The sequence below is a fragment of the Paenibacillus castaneae genome, from assembly GCF_002884445.1.
GTDB classification, from domain to species: domain Bacteria; phylum Bacillota; class Bacilli; order Paenibacillales; family Paenibacillaceae; genus Pristimantibacillus; species Pristimantibacillus castaneae.
Map to the genome: position 1 here is coordinate 3210620 of NZ_KZ614144.1, position 15905 is coordinate 3226524.

Annotated in this window: 10 protein-coding genes; 7 read left to right on the forward strand and 3 right to left on the reverse strand. The window is 43.1% G+C overall.

Features of this window, described 5'->3' with window-relative positions:
- Nucleotides 1-30: 30 nt before the first annotated feature.
- Nucleotides 31-351 carry a heavy metal-binding domain-containing protein gene (locus CEF13_RS14305; RefSeq protein ID WP_102711347.1) on the forward strand — a complete coding sequence of 107 codons (321 nt, stop codon included), beginning with the start codon at nt 31-33 and terminating at the stop codon, nt 349-351.
- 299 nt (nt 352-650) lie between these two features.
- On the opposite strand, the gene CEF13_RS14315 is transcribed toward CEF13_RS14305, so the two are convergent.
- On the reverse strand, nt 651-1862 hold the full coding sequence (locus tag CEF13_RS14315; RefSeq protein WP_243864469.1) for a chromate transporter: 1212 nt from the start codon (nt 1860-1862) through the stop codon (nt 651-653).
- A 353-nt stretch (nt 1863-2215) separates the two neighbouring features.
- Here CEF13_RS14315 and CEF13_RS14320 point away from each other — a divergent pair, with 353 nt between their 5' ends.
- A complete protein-coding gene (locus tag CEF13_RS14320; RefSeq protein ID WP_166742792.1) occupies nt 2216-5254 on the forward strand; it encodes a family 43 glycosylhydrolase in 3039 nt (1012 codons plus the stop codon).
- 262 nt (nt 5255-5516) lie between these two features.
- The gene (locus CEF13_RS14325) at nt 5517-6128 is read left to right on the forward strand and encodes a C40 family peptidase (protein WP_102711353.1); all 612 of its coding nucleotides are present in this window, start codon (nt 5517-5519) and stop codon (nt 6126-6128) included.
- A 130-nt stretch (nt 6129-6258) separates the two neighbouring features.
- Here CEF13_RS14325 and mprF read toward each other — a convergent pair whose 3' ends face one another.
- Nucleotides 6259-8913, reverse strand: a complete 2655-nt coding sequence (mprF, locus tag CEF13_RS14330) for a bifunctional lysylphosphatidylglycerol flippase/synthetase MprF (RefSeq protein WP_102711355.1) — start codon at nt 8911-8913, stop codon at nt 6259-6261.
- A gap of 280 nt (nt 8914-9193) precedes the next feature.
- On the opposite strand from mprF, the gene CEF13_RS14335 reads away from it, so the two are divergent.
- Nucleotides 9194-10480 (forward strand): VTT domain-containing protein, encoded by a 1287-nt coding sequence (locus CEF13_RS14335; RefSeq protein WP_243864505.1) that lies wholly within the window; start codon nt 9194-9196, stop codon nt 10478-10480.
- Between the two features lie 143 nt (nt 10481-10623).
- Here CEF13_RS14335 and CEF13_RS14340 read toward each other — a convergent pair whose 3' ends face one another.
- Entirely contained in the window at nt 10624-11508 is an 885-nt protein-coding gene (locus CEF13_RS14340) for a LysR family transcriptional regulator (protein WP_102711359.1), read from the reverse strand.
- Between the two features lie 115 nt (nt 11509-11623).
- On the opposite strand from CEF13_RS14340, the gene zwf reads away from it, so the two are divergent.
- The 3 genes from zwf to fsa all read left to right on the forward strand — a co-directional run bounded on the left by zwf (nt 11624) and on the right by fsa (nt 15901).
- On the forward strand, nt 11624-13132 hold the full coding sequence (gene zwf, locus CEF13_RS14345; RefSeq protein WP_102711361.1) for a glucose-6-phosphate dehydrogenase: 1509 nt from the start codon (nt 11624-11626) through the stop codon (nt 13130-13132).
- Nucleotides 13125-15116 (forward strand): transketolase, encoded by a 1992-nt coding sequence (gene tkt / locus CEF13_RS14350; RefSeq protein ID WP_102711363.1) that lies wholly within the window; start codon nt 13125-13127, stop codon nt 15114-15116. Before zwf ends, tkt begins: the two co-directional genes overlap by 8 nt.
- Nucleotides 15117-15232: 116 nt before the next feature.
- Nucleotides 15233-15901: a fructose-6-phosphate aldolase gene (gene fsa / locus CEF13_RS14355; protein WP_102711365.1), complete on the forward strand. Its 669-nt coding sequence runs from the start codon at nt 15233-15235 to the stop codon at nt 15899-15901.
- Nucleotides 15902-15905 lie beyond the last annotated feature (4 nt).

Genomic DNA, 15905 nt, shown 5'->3' on the forward strand with positions numbered 1-15905 from the left:
CATTTCATAACGAATACGGGAGGGACCATAATGCTGGTAGTCACAACAGAAAATATTGCGGGTTATAATATTGATAAGGTAATAGGTCACACATTTGGTGTTGTAGTAAGAAGTCGCGGACTTGGGGGCAATATTACAGCTTCTGTGCGCAGCTTATTCGGTGGAGAAATAAAAGAGTATACGGAAATGATTGAAGATGCTCGTAAAGTCGCTATTGACCGTATGATCCAAAATGCACATGCGATGGGGGCGAATGCAATCGTGATGATGCGATTTGATTCAGGTGAGATCGGCCAAACAATGTCTGAGATCGTCGCTTACGGTACGGCGGTTGTAGCTGAGAAAATCTAGCTATGCCTTATTTCGTGAGTATCTACTTCGCCATTCAATTGTTGATCGTTATCGTTTGTATAATTGGTACGTATGTTTATCGCCGTAGGCGTCTTACACAACGAGCCAATCAACCACCAATAGGATTTCAGAAAACCAATGAAATATTTATCGATCCAACAACGGGTATTCAACAGCAGGTATGGTTTAACCCCAGCAGTGGGGAAAGGTTTTATGAGAGAATAGATACATATAGAAAATAAGCTGCATCATGGCTGCCGCAGGCTGCCAGAATGCAGCTTATTTTTTGTTTCAGCAAATCAGAACAAGCCTAACAGGACACCGCCTGCCGCTCCAGAAATGACAACTACCCACGGCGGCAATTTCCAGAAAACAAGCATTATAAACATAATAGATGCTAATGCAAAATCAGCGGGCTCCCTAATCGCTGTCGTCCACAGCGGATTGTATAGAGCAGCCAGCAATATTCCGACAACAGCAGCGTTTATACCCATTAACGCCCCTTGTATATGTGAGCTCTTGCGAAGAGAATTCCAGAACGGAAGTGCACCTACAATAAGCAAAAAGGCGGGGAGAAAGATCGCAAATGTGGCAACTATGGCACCGAGGACACCTTTAGCCATAACTCCCAAGTAAGCGGCAAAGGTAAACAGCGGCCCAGGAACTGCTTGCGCTGCACCATATCCGGCAAGGAAATCGTCTTTGCTTACCCAGCCTGCAGGCACTGTTTCTCTTTCTAGAATCGGCAAAACGACATGTCCACCACCAAATACAAGCGATCCAGAGCGATAAAAGCTGTCAAACAAGGAAATCCATCCGTTATCTGTAAACTGACGAAGTAATGGCAGAACAAACAAAAGGACGAGAAAAATGAACAAACATAACATCGCAAATACTCGGCTGATAGATACCGAAAAATCCGATGCATCCAAAACTGGCGTTTTTCGGTACATCCACAATCCTATTAATCCCGCTGCCACAACGAGGAGCACTTGGCTGAACACTGTCTGCCACATTAAGGTAATGGAAGAGGCAATAATAGCAATTGTAACTCGTTTTTTATCCGGTGTAAGTTTTTGACCCATGCCAATAATAGCTTGAGCTACTATCGCCACGGCAACAATTTTCAACCCATGAATCCATCCTGTACTGCTAATATCAAACCCCTTTAACAGAAATGCGAACATGATAAGAGCCAAAACCGAAGGAAGCGTAAAACCGAGCCAGGCCGTTACACCCCCGAGAAGTCCCGCACGAATAACGCCAATGCCGATTCCGACCTGACTGCTGGCTGGTCCCGGGAGAAATTGGCAAAGTGCTACAAGATCCGCATAGCTACGTTCATCCATCCACTGACGTTTGCGGATGTATTCGTTATGAAAGTAGCCCAAATGAGCTGCTGGACCTCCGAAAGAGGTCAGTCCCAGTTTTGTTGATACTACTAGAACTTCCATTAGTGCTTGCATTCTCTTTTTGGGTAAGTTATCCGTTGAGCTTTTGTAGGTTTTCATTAGTAGCAACTCTCCCAAATGTTATTCTCAAATGTATGCTCATTAGCATTCTTGAATTATATCCATTATCGCAGGCAGCCAATCTGAAATAAAGTTAATTTAATATGAAGGGGCGAGGTCAAGTGGAAGTGAGAGCCGCAGCTAAAAAGAGTAGAAAATCACAAAAAAAATCGGGATATTACAAATATATATTTTATGAAATATGTTACGTTTGAAGCAAACAGGAAGATACGAAATGGAGGAACATTATGGACTAGAATTGGGCAACGAAACGACTGCCTTTGGTACTTACTTTCGTGCTAAGTGTTATTGCTTTGTTTACACGAATGAATGAGAGAATTGGAGGAATATGTATGAAGAGAGCATTAAGAGCACTAATAGCCATCATCCTCTTTGCAGGCATGATTAACATATCCATGAATGTTAATGCTGCAGATTCAACAATGGATGGTCACGGATTGCTTGGTGAATTTTTCAAATGCGAAAGGAACCCTAATAATCGAGAAGATATTAATGTATTTAATTTCGATGATTTTCGAGGTGAAAGAGCTATTGGAAATTTAAACGGTGATTCTTTCGCAAGTATTTTTACTCAATTTTCTGGAACGCCCGATTACAATACAGCACGTTTTACAGGAACCATCGTACCTGCATATTCAGAGGATTATACCTTCTATATGGTGGGCGATGACGGGTTTAGATTATGGGTTAATGGTGAGCTGATCATTGATTTCTGGCAGCAAAAATGGGAAATCCCGCAGACTAGCACTCCCATTGCTTTGGAAGCAGGCAAGCATTATGATATCAAAATTGAATATCTACAAGGCTGGGGCGGTACTTGGCTTCGAATGGAATGGGGAAGCGCTAGCCAGAATAGAGAGATCGTTCCGGAATCCGCACTCTATCTGCCGCCAGATCGTACGATTACAACTAAAAAAACGGATCTAACAGCAGAAATTCAAAAAATCGATTATTTAATAGAGAACTTTGCAGACAAAGTATCAGAAAGCGCAACAAACAACTTGAAAGCAGCCAAACATTCAGCGGAGGAATTGCTTGGCACAATTGATGCTCAAGAAATTAGCGATCGAGATAAGGCTGAATTATTAATCGAAGCCATTGAGACCGTATCGATTGCACGTTCCGATTATATGAAAGAAATGGGTGTCACTAGTTCTTCTGTATTTAATAAATTCAATAACCCTTTATATCAAGGGCAAGATCCATTCGTAACGTATAAAAATGGATTTTATTATTTTGTATCCTCCAGCAACTTAGATTCCAACAATAAAGTTTATGTATCCAAATCCCGAACGCTTACCGACCAAGGTGAGAAGGTCATGGTGTTTGATTCAAAAGGAACTCAAACTCGTATATTTGCTCCGGAAATCTTCTTCTTTGACGGCAAATGGTATATTTACTATTGTGCTGATTTAAAAGATTTTGGATATCAGCATATGGCTACCGTATTGGAATCCGTAACCGATGATCCGCAAGGAGAATATGTGGATAAAGGCGCGATATATGCAGGTGAAAACGGCGTATATAAACAAGCAAATGACTTTACGGTATTCGATTATAAAGGACAATTATATGCGGTTTGGGGCACATTAGGCTCCGGCGAACCAATCGGTCCTGCTATTGCTCCAATGGATAATCCTTATACGATTTCGGTGGATCGCTCTTTCTTGCCAGGCGGCGGCGGAGAAGGTCCTCGAGTATTGCAAAAAGATGGGAAAGTATTTATTACCATGTCAGAAGGCGACTATGCTTCGAATGGTTATCGTTTATCTTATTTCACAAATACAGATGGCAATATTTTAAACCCGAATTCCTGGACCCGTACAAATGATGTTTTCGTTGCTACCAGTGAAGTATCCGGACCTGCCAGAGCAGGCTTTGTGAAATCGGTCGACGGCACGGAAGATTGGATGATTTATCATTCACGGGTATATAAAGATACGGGACGTAACTGGTGGCGTCAGGTAAATATTAAGAGAATCAGCTGGAACGACGATGGAACACCTAATTTTGGTAAACCTATTTCTCCTTATGAGTGGCAGGATTTGCCTTCTGGAGATTTAGGCCCAGGTGATATGTATCAAGCTGAAGATGCCATTCTCCTTGGCGATATTACTTCCGACAACAGCCATGCCAATTATCAAGGAACTGGATATATTCACTTGCCCAAAAAATCCGGAGCTGAAGCTAGTTTTGTCGTAAACGCGCAAAAAAGCGGTGATTACTTCGTTGGTGTTCGGTATGCTTATGGCATACAGGCGGATGGGGAATCTACAAATAATCCTACATCCCAATTGCCTGCAAGAGCCAAAATCAATGTATATGTAAATGGCATACATGTAAAAACAATTGCCCCTGATAAAACAGCAATCAGTTGGGATGAATGGTTTACGGCGTCTGAACGTCTTCGTTTAAATGAAGGCAAAAACGTAATCAGTTACCGTATTGATTATGACAGTATAGGCAATGTGAATTTGGACTATTTAACCATGTATGAGGCAGATGTACCCAATTCAATTCCTCCAACTGAAACCGAAATAACTGGGACTCTTACGGGCATGTCTCACATAACGCTAGGAAATAACCTCGCGATGCACTTTGGATTATCCCATGTATCGACCAAATTAAATGATGCTATCTACGCACAGGATCTATTATTCAACTATGATCCTGATAAACTAGAGTTTGTTTCAGCGGAAACGCTGAAGGAAGGTCTTCTGGTCATTGATATTAAGAAGGATATCCCTGGTCAAGTTCGTATTCTGCTGGCAAGTCAAGGCAATGATCATGCCATCCACACCGATGGAGAATTGCTTCAATTGAACTGGAAAGCGATCAAAGAGACCGCAAGCACAACGATTACACTCTCTAGTGCGCAAGTTGCCAACTCAGCGGGTATGGAAACCTCCCTTGTCCCAGTCAACTATAACGTACAAATAACTAGCGCTAATGACTTGAATAAAGAAGCTTTGCATTCGCTAATTGCCGAATCACAGGCTGCAGTAAATGCCGCGGTGGAAGGCAGTGCGCCAGGACAATATCCTGTCGGTTCTAAAGCAGCACTCAAGGCAGCAATTGATGCAGCCAAAGCTGTATCCGAAAGCGCTGTAAGTCAAGCAGAGATTGATCTAGCTGTAAGCAGCTTAAATCAAGCGCTGCAAGTTTTCAAAAACTCGGTCCATGCAGCTATCAAGGGTGACATGAACGGAGACGGAAAAGTAACCATTGGTGATCTCGCCATTATAGCTGTCAGCTATGGTAAAAATTCAACAAGCCCAGATTGGAATTCAATCAAAAAAGCAGACATTAATAATGATGGCATCATTGACATTGCTGATCTAGCCTTTATAGCGAGCCTAATTATTCAATAAAGTAAGGTGTTGTGGAATAAGGTGATAACACCATCATTTTCAAAATAAAGACTGCAATGGGGAAATCCCTCCGTTGCAGTCTTTTTTTATTTAGTGTCAAGTTAATTTTCGTTAACTAATTTCACGAAAATTTAATAATGATCATTTATTCGAGGTATTGAAAGTGTTTTCTAGCTCCTTGGTAATTGTTGCTTCTTTTTGTTGTGCTATGATGTTTTTGGGTAACCGCTTGAACTAATAACCAGCTCACAAGGAGGACGTTATGATCAATACTAACAAAAGTCGTATCGGCAAAACATTAGTGGGAATAAGTCTCGGTCTCTCAGTTGCATTCTCCGGGAGTATGCTAATAACACCTCAACCCGTTCAAGCTGCTGCTTCAACCGCAACCTCAGTATCAGACAATATTATTGCAACAGGAAAACAATTTCTGGGAGTTCCCTATCAATTTGGCGCACAAGGGGGACGTACCAATGTGTTTGATTGTTCCTCATTTACTCAATATGTGTTCAAACAAAATGGAATCAATCTTCCGCGTTCTTCAAGACAGCAAGCGAATGTTGGTACAATCGTTTCCAAAGATCAATTGCAAGCAGGCGACTTAATATTCTCGGATACAAATCGGGATGGAATTATTAATCACGTAAGTATTTATATGGGTGGCGGAAAACTGTTGCATACGTATAGAGTTGGAATCGGCGTTACCATTTCTGATTTTGCTGGCAGTACTTGGGATAAGACTTTCGTCACCGCACGTCGTGTAATTTCAAGTGGACAAGCTGCCACGATATCGTCGTCGCAGCCTAAAACTGTAAATACTAAATCTGCTAATGTGAAACATGTAAATAAGAAAAAGAAATCACACCAACACTAACACAAGCCATTCTTTCTATAAATCACCTTGCTTTCTACTAAGAATGTTAGTAGTAGAAGCAAGGTGATTCTTTTTTGATACTGTTGAAATTTAAAGTAATTATGCTTACCCATTATTTGAAAGTATAGAGTTAATCAATGCCTTTTTTCGGTCGCCTCGCAATTAATCTAACCAACTCCAACAATAGAATCGGAAGGGATACCGAGGATGAATAGGCAAGATAACGAGGTTCCCAAACGGGTGAAAATTTTTCTTTATATTTTCTAAGGCCTTCAAATCCGTACCAATAGCCTCCGTGCTTAAAAACAATATGGGCGAGCTTCTCTTCTCGGATCGCTGCTTGAGCTTGTCCCACGCTCGATAGCGGTGCCATACCCAAACTAAAGGATAAGTATCCTTGTTCCTTGGCCCATTTCAGTAAACAGACGAATAAATGATCCATCGTTCCGTTTGGAGTATCATGATAATGGCGCATGAGATCGACTGATAGGGTTTTGCCATTATCATAACTGGGAGCCAAGGAGGCAAACGCAATGATCTCCTCTTCCGGATTGACTAGTATAGCAATAGCGGATAGCTGCAAGTAGGACTCTTCAAACCAGCCGAGGGAAAAGCCTTTTTCTTTTTTTCCTTTCAACCATTTTAGTGATATTTCACGAAGTTTTTCAATTATATGGCTCTCATGGGGCGGTTGCAGCACTTCAAAACGGAACCCTTCACGGATGAACCGGTTATGCACACTCCGCAAATTTCCATTTTGTTTACCACTAAGTGTAAAGCCTTCAATGGGAACTAAGGCTTCTTCACCTAATTTAAAAAAACGGTACCCATTCTCATGATAAATAGGAAGATAATGTGGAGAAACCTGATAAAACACGACCGACAAATTATAGAGGTCTGCATAACGCTGACATTCCTGAATAGCTTCACTAATTAAACTCTCTTTACCAATAGGATCACCAAGCACGACGAATTTACTTCTGATGATGGCATAAGGAATTAGAACCTGATCATTACTCGCCCAGAAAAAGCTTTTGTCACCGGCAAATAACATATGGGTCAGTAAATTACCTCGTTCGTATTCCAAGAACGAACGTAATTTATTCCGTTCTGATTCTGAAGCTCCTTTATTAGACAAACGATTTGGCCTTAAAATCAGAATAAGCGAAATCATTAACCAAGCGATTATTAGTCCAGCAATTGCTGCCGCAGCATGCTGAGATGGATTTAGGATCCAAGAACCGAGTGCATTCTGTGGCAAATGTTTAAGTAGGGCAGGGTGAATATCAGATGCAATCACATCGTAGATATAAGCAGCCAAAAGCGTTACTAATCCCCACAGCGCTGCATTTTCCTTGCTGAAAGGTGCAGCGATCCTGAAAAAACGGTTTCGTGAAATCCAAAGCAGCAGTGCCACAATAAGCAGGAAGATAGCTTCCTCGAAATCAAATGCTTTTGCAAATGTAAATAAAGCACCGGCGCATAGAAGAACAAGCGTCAGCTTGTAAGCACGCTTTACCCGACGTGAAATTCCCCAGGAAAGTACGATCAGCATAAGGCCGATAATGACACTTAATTGATGGGACAATTTCATAAGCGGAGCGGATAAGAGCTCCTCCGTAAATTGAAGCCTGTTGAGAAGACCAGGCGTAGCGGCAGAAAACAACAGTACGAATCCACAGGCAAATATAAGCTTACCAAGTGACCAAGCCCCGAGTTCACTAACTAACCCAAACTGGTTTGGAAAGTGCCATATTTTCTGCCATTTAGTCAAAGCGCTCTCAATACCTTCATAACTTCGTTCGTTCTCTTTATCACGATCCATTGCGAAATCGTATACAGCTAGAACAAGGCCGATTATCCAAGGAAATATATAGTACAACAGCCGGAAGAGGACGAGTACAGCAGCTGTCTTGTCAGCGGGGTAGCCAAGCTGCTGCAGCCCCAATAGAGCCGTTAGGTCAAAGCCGCCAATGCCGCCTGGAGCCATACTTAGTAAACCTGTAATGGCTGATACCGTATAGATGCCAAGCGCCTGCGTAAGAGGAAGACCGGGAAGCAGACAGGAGCCAATCAACCAGAAGGAAATTCCCGCTAAAGCCCATTCCAATAAGGAAGCTCCAATCGAACTCGCGATAGTTGCTGTATTCATCCGAGTTTGATTCCGATGCAGCCACTTTGTGTAGAATGATGTCCGTTGCAGGAATACATATCCAGGTAAATACAATGCCGTTGCCCACACGGCATAAAGCGTCCAAGAATGCGTCTTTATAACCGCTTGAATAGGCAATATTCCTAAAATAGCCGCCCAAGAGAGTACAGATAAACCCGTTATAGTAATTGTAGAGAGAAACGCGATCGAAGCCGTGATGGTCTGCATAGAAATCTTACGTTTTCTGTACAAAAATGTTCGCAGTGCAGCTCCGGCAATGCCAGAAAAACCGATTACGCTATTCGAGGTATTCGCAATCCATGAATAACGGAAAGTATCCCAGAAGCTTATGGGTAATTTGAAATGATGACGAAGGATGAAATCATATAAGCTAATTGAAGCGACAGATAGTAGTGAGAATACAAACAGAAGAAGCACGGTTATTGGCTTCATATGGTGAAGGGTATGAAGAGTCCCGACCCAATCAATCCGCCTAAACTCGTTCCGGCCCTCCCAGTAAATGAATGCAATCACTGCTGCGGGGATAATGAATTGAAGCAGCTTAAAGCGATATAGAGCTGAGAAAAACTTTACGATCTTTACTCTGCGTAGGACATTTCGGAAGCTATTCATAAGTACTCCCCTCATGGATGATAATGTTCGACCTTATCATTTCAAGTATATCCACGTTATTATTCCCGTAAAAAAGCAGAAACTTTCCAAAACGGATCATATATTTCATTACCCTTGAGAATAGCTTCTGATTCATTTCTAAAAACAATCACCTTATAATCTCAGAATCATCTTTTAAAATAGATAAAGTGGTCCTATCATCCAACCATATCCGTCAAGCGGATTATTTATGGTCTAATACGTTCAAACTATAGAAATAGGAGGGGATCAGTTGGATACGATGACAACATGGCTAGAACATTACGGATACGGACTGATCTTTATTTCGTTATTTCTTGAAATGCTCGCATTGCCTCTCCCGGGTGAGATGATGTTAAGTTATACCGGTTTATTCGTTTATGAAGGAAAATTAAATTGGATGCTCAGTATTCTATCAGGGAGTGCCGGCGTCACAGCAGGTGTTTCGTTATCTTACTGGATCGGATTTCGGCTTGGGAAACCGTTCGTAATCAAATATGGACATCGTATCCATCTAGGTGAGGAACAGCTGGCACGAATAACCGTTTGGTTTGAGAAATATGGAGACAAGCTATTGTTCATCGTTTATTTTATACCTGGTATAAGGCATATTGCAGGTTACTTCTGCGGCGTAACTCGTATGCCTTTCCGCAGATATGTCATTTACGCATACTCCGGCGCCATTTTTTGGGTCAGTTTGTTCATCTCACTCGGCAGGGTACTGGGACCGAAGTGGGAAGTCTATCACAAAACCGTGAACCATTATATGATCCTATTCGGGATTGCATCAGCTTTGGTGACCATAGTGATCTATCTCTATCGGAAATACAAACGACGTGCACTTGCTTGGCTAATCGACGTTCTAGTGAATGCAGTACGCAACTTCAATTCACTCGGCAAAGTGCGGTTACTGGTGCTGGCATCATTTGCAGCTTTAGTTTTGTTCGTATCTCTGATGCTGGGGTTGATTCAGGATTTTCTGGCACAAGACTTAGGTCAGTTCGATGAGGTTGCTACATACGTGATTCAATCGGTTTTTGGACCCGAGTGGCATGGCTTAATGGTTGGTTTCACGAAGTTAGGTACTTTATCAATTTATATGCCCCTTATTGCATTTATTGTTCTTTGGGTTGTACTAAAGGGGCGTGATAGAATGCTGGAGCTTTCATTTCTGTTTTGGGTATTACTCGGAGGGGAGGTACTGGATGAAGGGCTGCGTACTTTATTTCACCGTCCTGGACCCGTCTCAGCAGGGGTTCAATTATTTAATACATTTCCGAGTGAAGAAACGCTGACGTTCGTAACCGTATGCGGGTTCTCCGCTTTTCTCTTGCTTCGTCATTACAGTGAGAACAATATCCGCATTCCGGTCATATTATTCGTTTGTTTACTGTGTCTATTAGTAGGCATAAGCCATATTTATTTCAAGCTGCAATTTCCAAGTGATGTCGTAGCTGGTTATGTTTTCGGGGGGGGGTGGATCAGTCTAAATGTCATTCTGTTAGAGGTGCTTAGAATGCTTAAAGTTAGCGAAGCCATTATTGACTGAATTTGATGGGACGGGAAGCATCGATCTTGCTTGTTGATGACGAGCAAACGACTGTGAAAAATAGTAAGACAAGCATCTACTTCCGGTTAATCCAGACTGTATATGCTTGTCTTATTTGTTATTTGCGTAGTTACCAATAGGAACTATTTCACGAGATCAATAAATTTGCTTGCCGCATTGGAAAGAGGCATATCACGCATAATCATAAATCCTACTTGGGAAGGCGGCATCTTGATATCTAATTTAATTTCAAATAGCGATCCTTCTTCCAGTTCCTTGGAGATGAATTCTTTCGTTACATAAGAAATTCCGAGACCTTTCCGGGCAAACTCGATGAGCAGCTCCACGCTTCCCACCTCGATTTCAGGTTTGATTTGGTAGCCGTAGCTTTCGAATAGTTCCGTGATGGCCATTCTTACACGACTGTTGCGTGAGAATAGGATGATGGGTAATTGGAGCAGCTGCTCAAGAGAGAGCACACTGTCCTTAAGCCCGGCATATCGCTCCCCAGCAACAAAACAATCCTGCAGCTGAATTCCCCTCATAACTTCAAGCTGAGAATCAACGATAGGCATACGAACGACGCCAATATCGATTTTGCCTTCTTTCAAGAATGAGATGGTTTCTGGCGTTGTTCCATGATTCAAATGCAATTTGATGCCAGGATATTTCTGATGATAGCTCTCCAGATAAGGCAGCATATAGTGCTTGAACAACGAATCACTGCCGCCGATGCGCAGCTCGCCGCTATCCAGATTTTTTAGCGCAGCCATTTTCTCTTCTGCCAAAGAAATAAGGATCTGAGATTTCTCGATATAGGAATAAAGAGTGGCGCCCTCCTGCGTTAAAGAGACGCCTTTGGAATTCCGGTAAAACAAGGTGACGCCGAAGCTTTCCTCCAGCTGCTTGATCGCATGGCTGACGCTTGGCTGAGTGATAAACAACGATTTAGCCGCATTTGACAGGCTTCCTGTCTTGGCAGCCCAATAGAAAACCTTGTATAGCTCGTAATTGATCATAGACGCCATCTATAGCTCCTGTGAAATATATTAATTACCCGTATAGGTTATATTCGTATTATAGTGGATTAACAACGTAGAAACCAGAGCTAATAAAGAAGCCCTGCTGGAAGGAGAAGAAAAGATGGAAGCTGCCACGTTTGTTTTATTTGGAGCAACTGGAGATTTAGCCAAAAGAAAAATTTACCCTGCTTTGTATAATTTGTTCGTTGATCAGAAATTGCCTCAATCCTTCTCCGTGATCGGCCTTGGAAGAAGAGAGCTGTCCGATAAAGCTTTTCAAGCGAATATCGAGCAATCTCTCCGTATGTTTTCCAGACGCGAAGCGGAAGATCCCGTTTTATTGAAAAGCTTCTTGCAAGCTTTCCGCTACACTGTTCTTGATGTAAGCCATAAAGAAGATTATCAGAAGCTGAAGGAGCTCATTGAAAAGCAAGAAGAAGAGCTTCGCATGGAACCTAATCGCATGTTTTATTTATCGGTTGGACCTGAGTTTTTCGAAACGATCACAGCCAATATCCATGAAAGCGGACTTGGCTCCGCTGATGGCTGGAAGCGTCTAGTAATCGAGAAGCCATTCGGACATGATTTGCAATCTGCTCGGAATTTGAACAAAAATCTGAGCAAAGCTTTTACGGAAGAAGAGATTTTTCGAATCGATCATTATCTCGGAAAGCCAATGGTGCAGAAGCTTGAGGTACTGCAGCAGAACAATCCCGTTCTCCAGGCATTATTAGATAACCGCTACATTGCCAACGTTCAAATTACGGCGAATGAAATTGTCGGTGTTGAAGAACGAGCCGGTTATTATGATCATGTTGGTGCTGTAAGAGATATGTTCCAGAATCATATGCTGCAGCTGCTCATGATGCTGACGATCCACCTTCCGAATAACAGTACTTCAGAGAATGTCCGGTTCAAAAAGAAATTGGTTATGGATTCTTTGGAGCTCCTGCCAAAAGAAAAAGTCAAATCCCAGGTAGTCCGCGGCCAGTACGGTGCAGGAGAGATTCAAGGGAAATCGGTAGTCGGTTACACTTCTGAGCACAATATTGCCGCAGGCTCAAGAAATGACACATTTATAGCCGCTAAGCTGCAAATTGACGATTATTTTTGGAGAGGCGTTCCTTTCTACATTCGTACAGGCAAAAGAATGAAAGACAAATCGACGCGAATCGTGATCGAGTTCAAAGAACCGTTAGGGCAATCGAGGGCAAACGATGATCTTAACAAGCCTAATCTGCTTGTATTTGAAATTAGTCCTAATGAAGGCATTTCGCTTCAATTAAATACGAGAGATCCTCGGCACAAAGGGGAGTTCAAGCCCATGCATATAAACTTTCATGAGAGCCGAGACAACATGCCCGAAGCTTACGAGAATCTCATTTACGATGCTTTGCACGGAGATTCCACGTTCTTCGCACATTGGGACGAAGTAGAATTATCCTGGCAATGGGTTCAACCTATTCTGGAAGCATACGAAGAGAACCTAGTGCCGCTTCATATTTATGCAGCAGGCACATATGGGCCAGTCGAGTCCGATGAGCTATTGATGCAGGACGGCTATCATTGGTGGTTCGATGAGAAGTCAGGACAAGAAATACAAACCATAAAAGGAGAACAATATGCTTAACACAAAAACAATTGATCAACTTGCTGTCGATACGATCCGTACATTATCTATTGATGCCACTAACGCTGCTAATTCCGGACATCCAGGGCTGCCAATGGGAGCCGCGCCTATGGCGTATGCACTTTGGGGCAAACAACTGAGTCATAATCCAGCGCATTCCAAGTGGTTCAACCGCGATCGCTTCGTATTATCAGCAGGACACGGTTCAGCTTTACTTTACAGCCTTCTGCATTTGTCCGGCTATAACGTTTCTATTGAAGATGTGAAGCAATTCCGCAAGCTTCACAGCAAAACACCAGGACATCCTGAATTTGGACATACGGATGGCGTTGATGCAACAACCGGTCCTCTAGGCCAAGGTATCGCGATGGCGGTTGGCATGGCGATGGCTGAAGAGCATCTAGCTTCGAAATTCAATCGAAACGGCTTTCCAGTCGTTGATCATTACACCTATGCCTTAGTTGGAGACGGGTGCTTGATGGAAGGAATTTCTTACGAGGCCATGTCCATGGCTGGACATATGAAACTGGACAAATTAATTGTATTGTACGATTCCAATGATATTTCCTTAGATGGAGATCTAAACCTTTCCTTCGGAGAAAATATGCAGAAAAGAGCAGAATCCGTTAATTGGCAATATCTAAGAATTGAAGACGGCAACGATATCGAGCAAATTTCGAAAGCAATCGAAGCAGCTAAGCAAAATGATTCGCAGCCGACAATGATCGAAATTCGGACCATTATTGGCTACGGAAGCAAGGTAGCAGGAACCCATAAAGCGCACGGCAATCCGATTGGCAAAGAAGAAGCGAAGGCGACTAAGGAAGCTTATGGCTGGCATTACGAGGAAGAATTCACAGTTCCAGCAGAAGTCAAAGCTCATTTCGCCCAGCTTAAACAACAGGGTGAGGCCAAAGAAGCAGCGTGGAATGAATTGATCGCTTCATATAAAGCAGAGCATCCAGAGCTTGGCATGGAGTTTGAACAAATGGTCGACGGCTCCGTTGTAATTGATGCTGCGGACATTCTTACCTTCGATTCTTCCAAGACGCTTTCAACTCGCGTAGCAAGCGGTCAAGCGATCAATCATTATGTTAAATCCGTTCCTTCCATATTCGGCGGCAGCGCAGACTTGTCCCATTCGACGATGACCGATATTAGCGGAGAGCAAGTATTCGCAGTTGATTCCTATGCGGGACGAAATATTTACTTTGGTGTCCGCGAGCATGCCATGGGCGCGGCTGGAAATGGGATGGCGCTGCATGGCGGTGTCAAACCGTTCGTAAGCACCTTCTTCGTATTCAGCGATTATTTGCGGCCTTCCATTCGACTGGCTGCATTGCAGAAACTGCCTGTTACTTACGTATTCACCCATGACTCTGTAGCTGTCGGCGAAGATGGACCTACGCATGAACCAGTTGAGCACTTGGCAGCTCTGCGTACCATTCCGGGGCTTACGGTCATTCGTCCTACCGATGCTAACGAAACGGCAAATGCATGGGCTTATGCGTTGCAGCAAAACGAAGGTCCGGTAGCCTTGGTACTGAGCAGACAGAACCTGCCTATATATGAAGCAACCAAAGGAAACATGGAGGCGGTAGCGAAAGGCGCATATGTGCTGTCTGAAACCAACAACCAGCCTGATGTTATCCTGATCGGAACCGGTTCTGAGGTTTCTCTGGCTGTGAGCGCCAAAGCCGAGCTTGAGAAGGAAAATATATCCGTACGCGTAGTTGCCATGCCGAGCCGTGAGCTGTTCGACCGTCAATCCGAAGCTTATAAGCAGTCTGTACTGCCTGCATCTGTCACGAAGCGTTTAGCAATTGAAGCCGGCATTTCACTCGGTTGGGATCGTTATACAGGACCTAGCGGCAGTGTACTGTCCATCGACACATTCGGAGCGTCAGGACCAGGTACAGAGGTATTAGAATACTTTGGTTTCTCCGTCGATAATGTGGTTCGTTTGACGAAAGAATTACTATAGTAATAAGGAAGACATAGGAAGTAAAGTCGTTCCGAGGTCTAACTATTATTTCGAGGTTTAGTCGGTTTGTACAATTCATTTTATAGGAAAACCACAAAAAAATGGAGGTAATAAATATGAAATTTTTTATCGACACTGCGAATCTGGTAGATATCAAAAAGGCGTATAAAATTGGGGTCTTGTCCGGCGTAACAACAAATCCATCCCTGGTCGCTAAAGAAGGCGTGAAATTCGAAGATCGCATCGCTGAGATTTTGCGCGAAGTGCCTGAGGTCGAATCCGTTTCGGCCGAAGTAACGCCTGATGCAGAAACAGCAGAAGAGATGATCGCGCAAGCCAATGAATTAATTAAAATCAACAATAATGACAAAAACATCACGATTAAGCTGCCAATGACGTTAGCAGGTTTGGAAGCATGCCGGTACTTGACGAAGAAAGGCGTAAAAACAAACGTAACACTGATCTTCACGGTAAACCAAGCACTGTTGGCTGCTCGTGCTGGTGCAACTTATGTATCCCCGTTCCTTGGCCGTTTGGACGATATTTCGGAAGATGGCGTTCTTCTCGTCACGAAAATTGCTGAATTGTTCCGTACGCATAATCTGGATGCACAAATCATCGCGGCATCGGTCCGCCATCCGGATCATGTAACACGTGTAGCGATGGCTGGCGCGCATATTGCTACCATTCCTTTCTCCGTCATCGAACAAATTTCCAAGCATCCGCTAACGGATCAAGGCATGGAGAAATTCGCTGCCGATTGGAAAAAAACAGCGCAGCTTTAAGCTG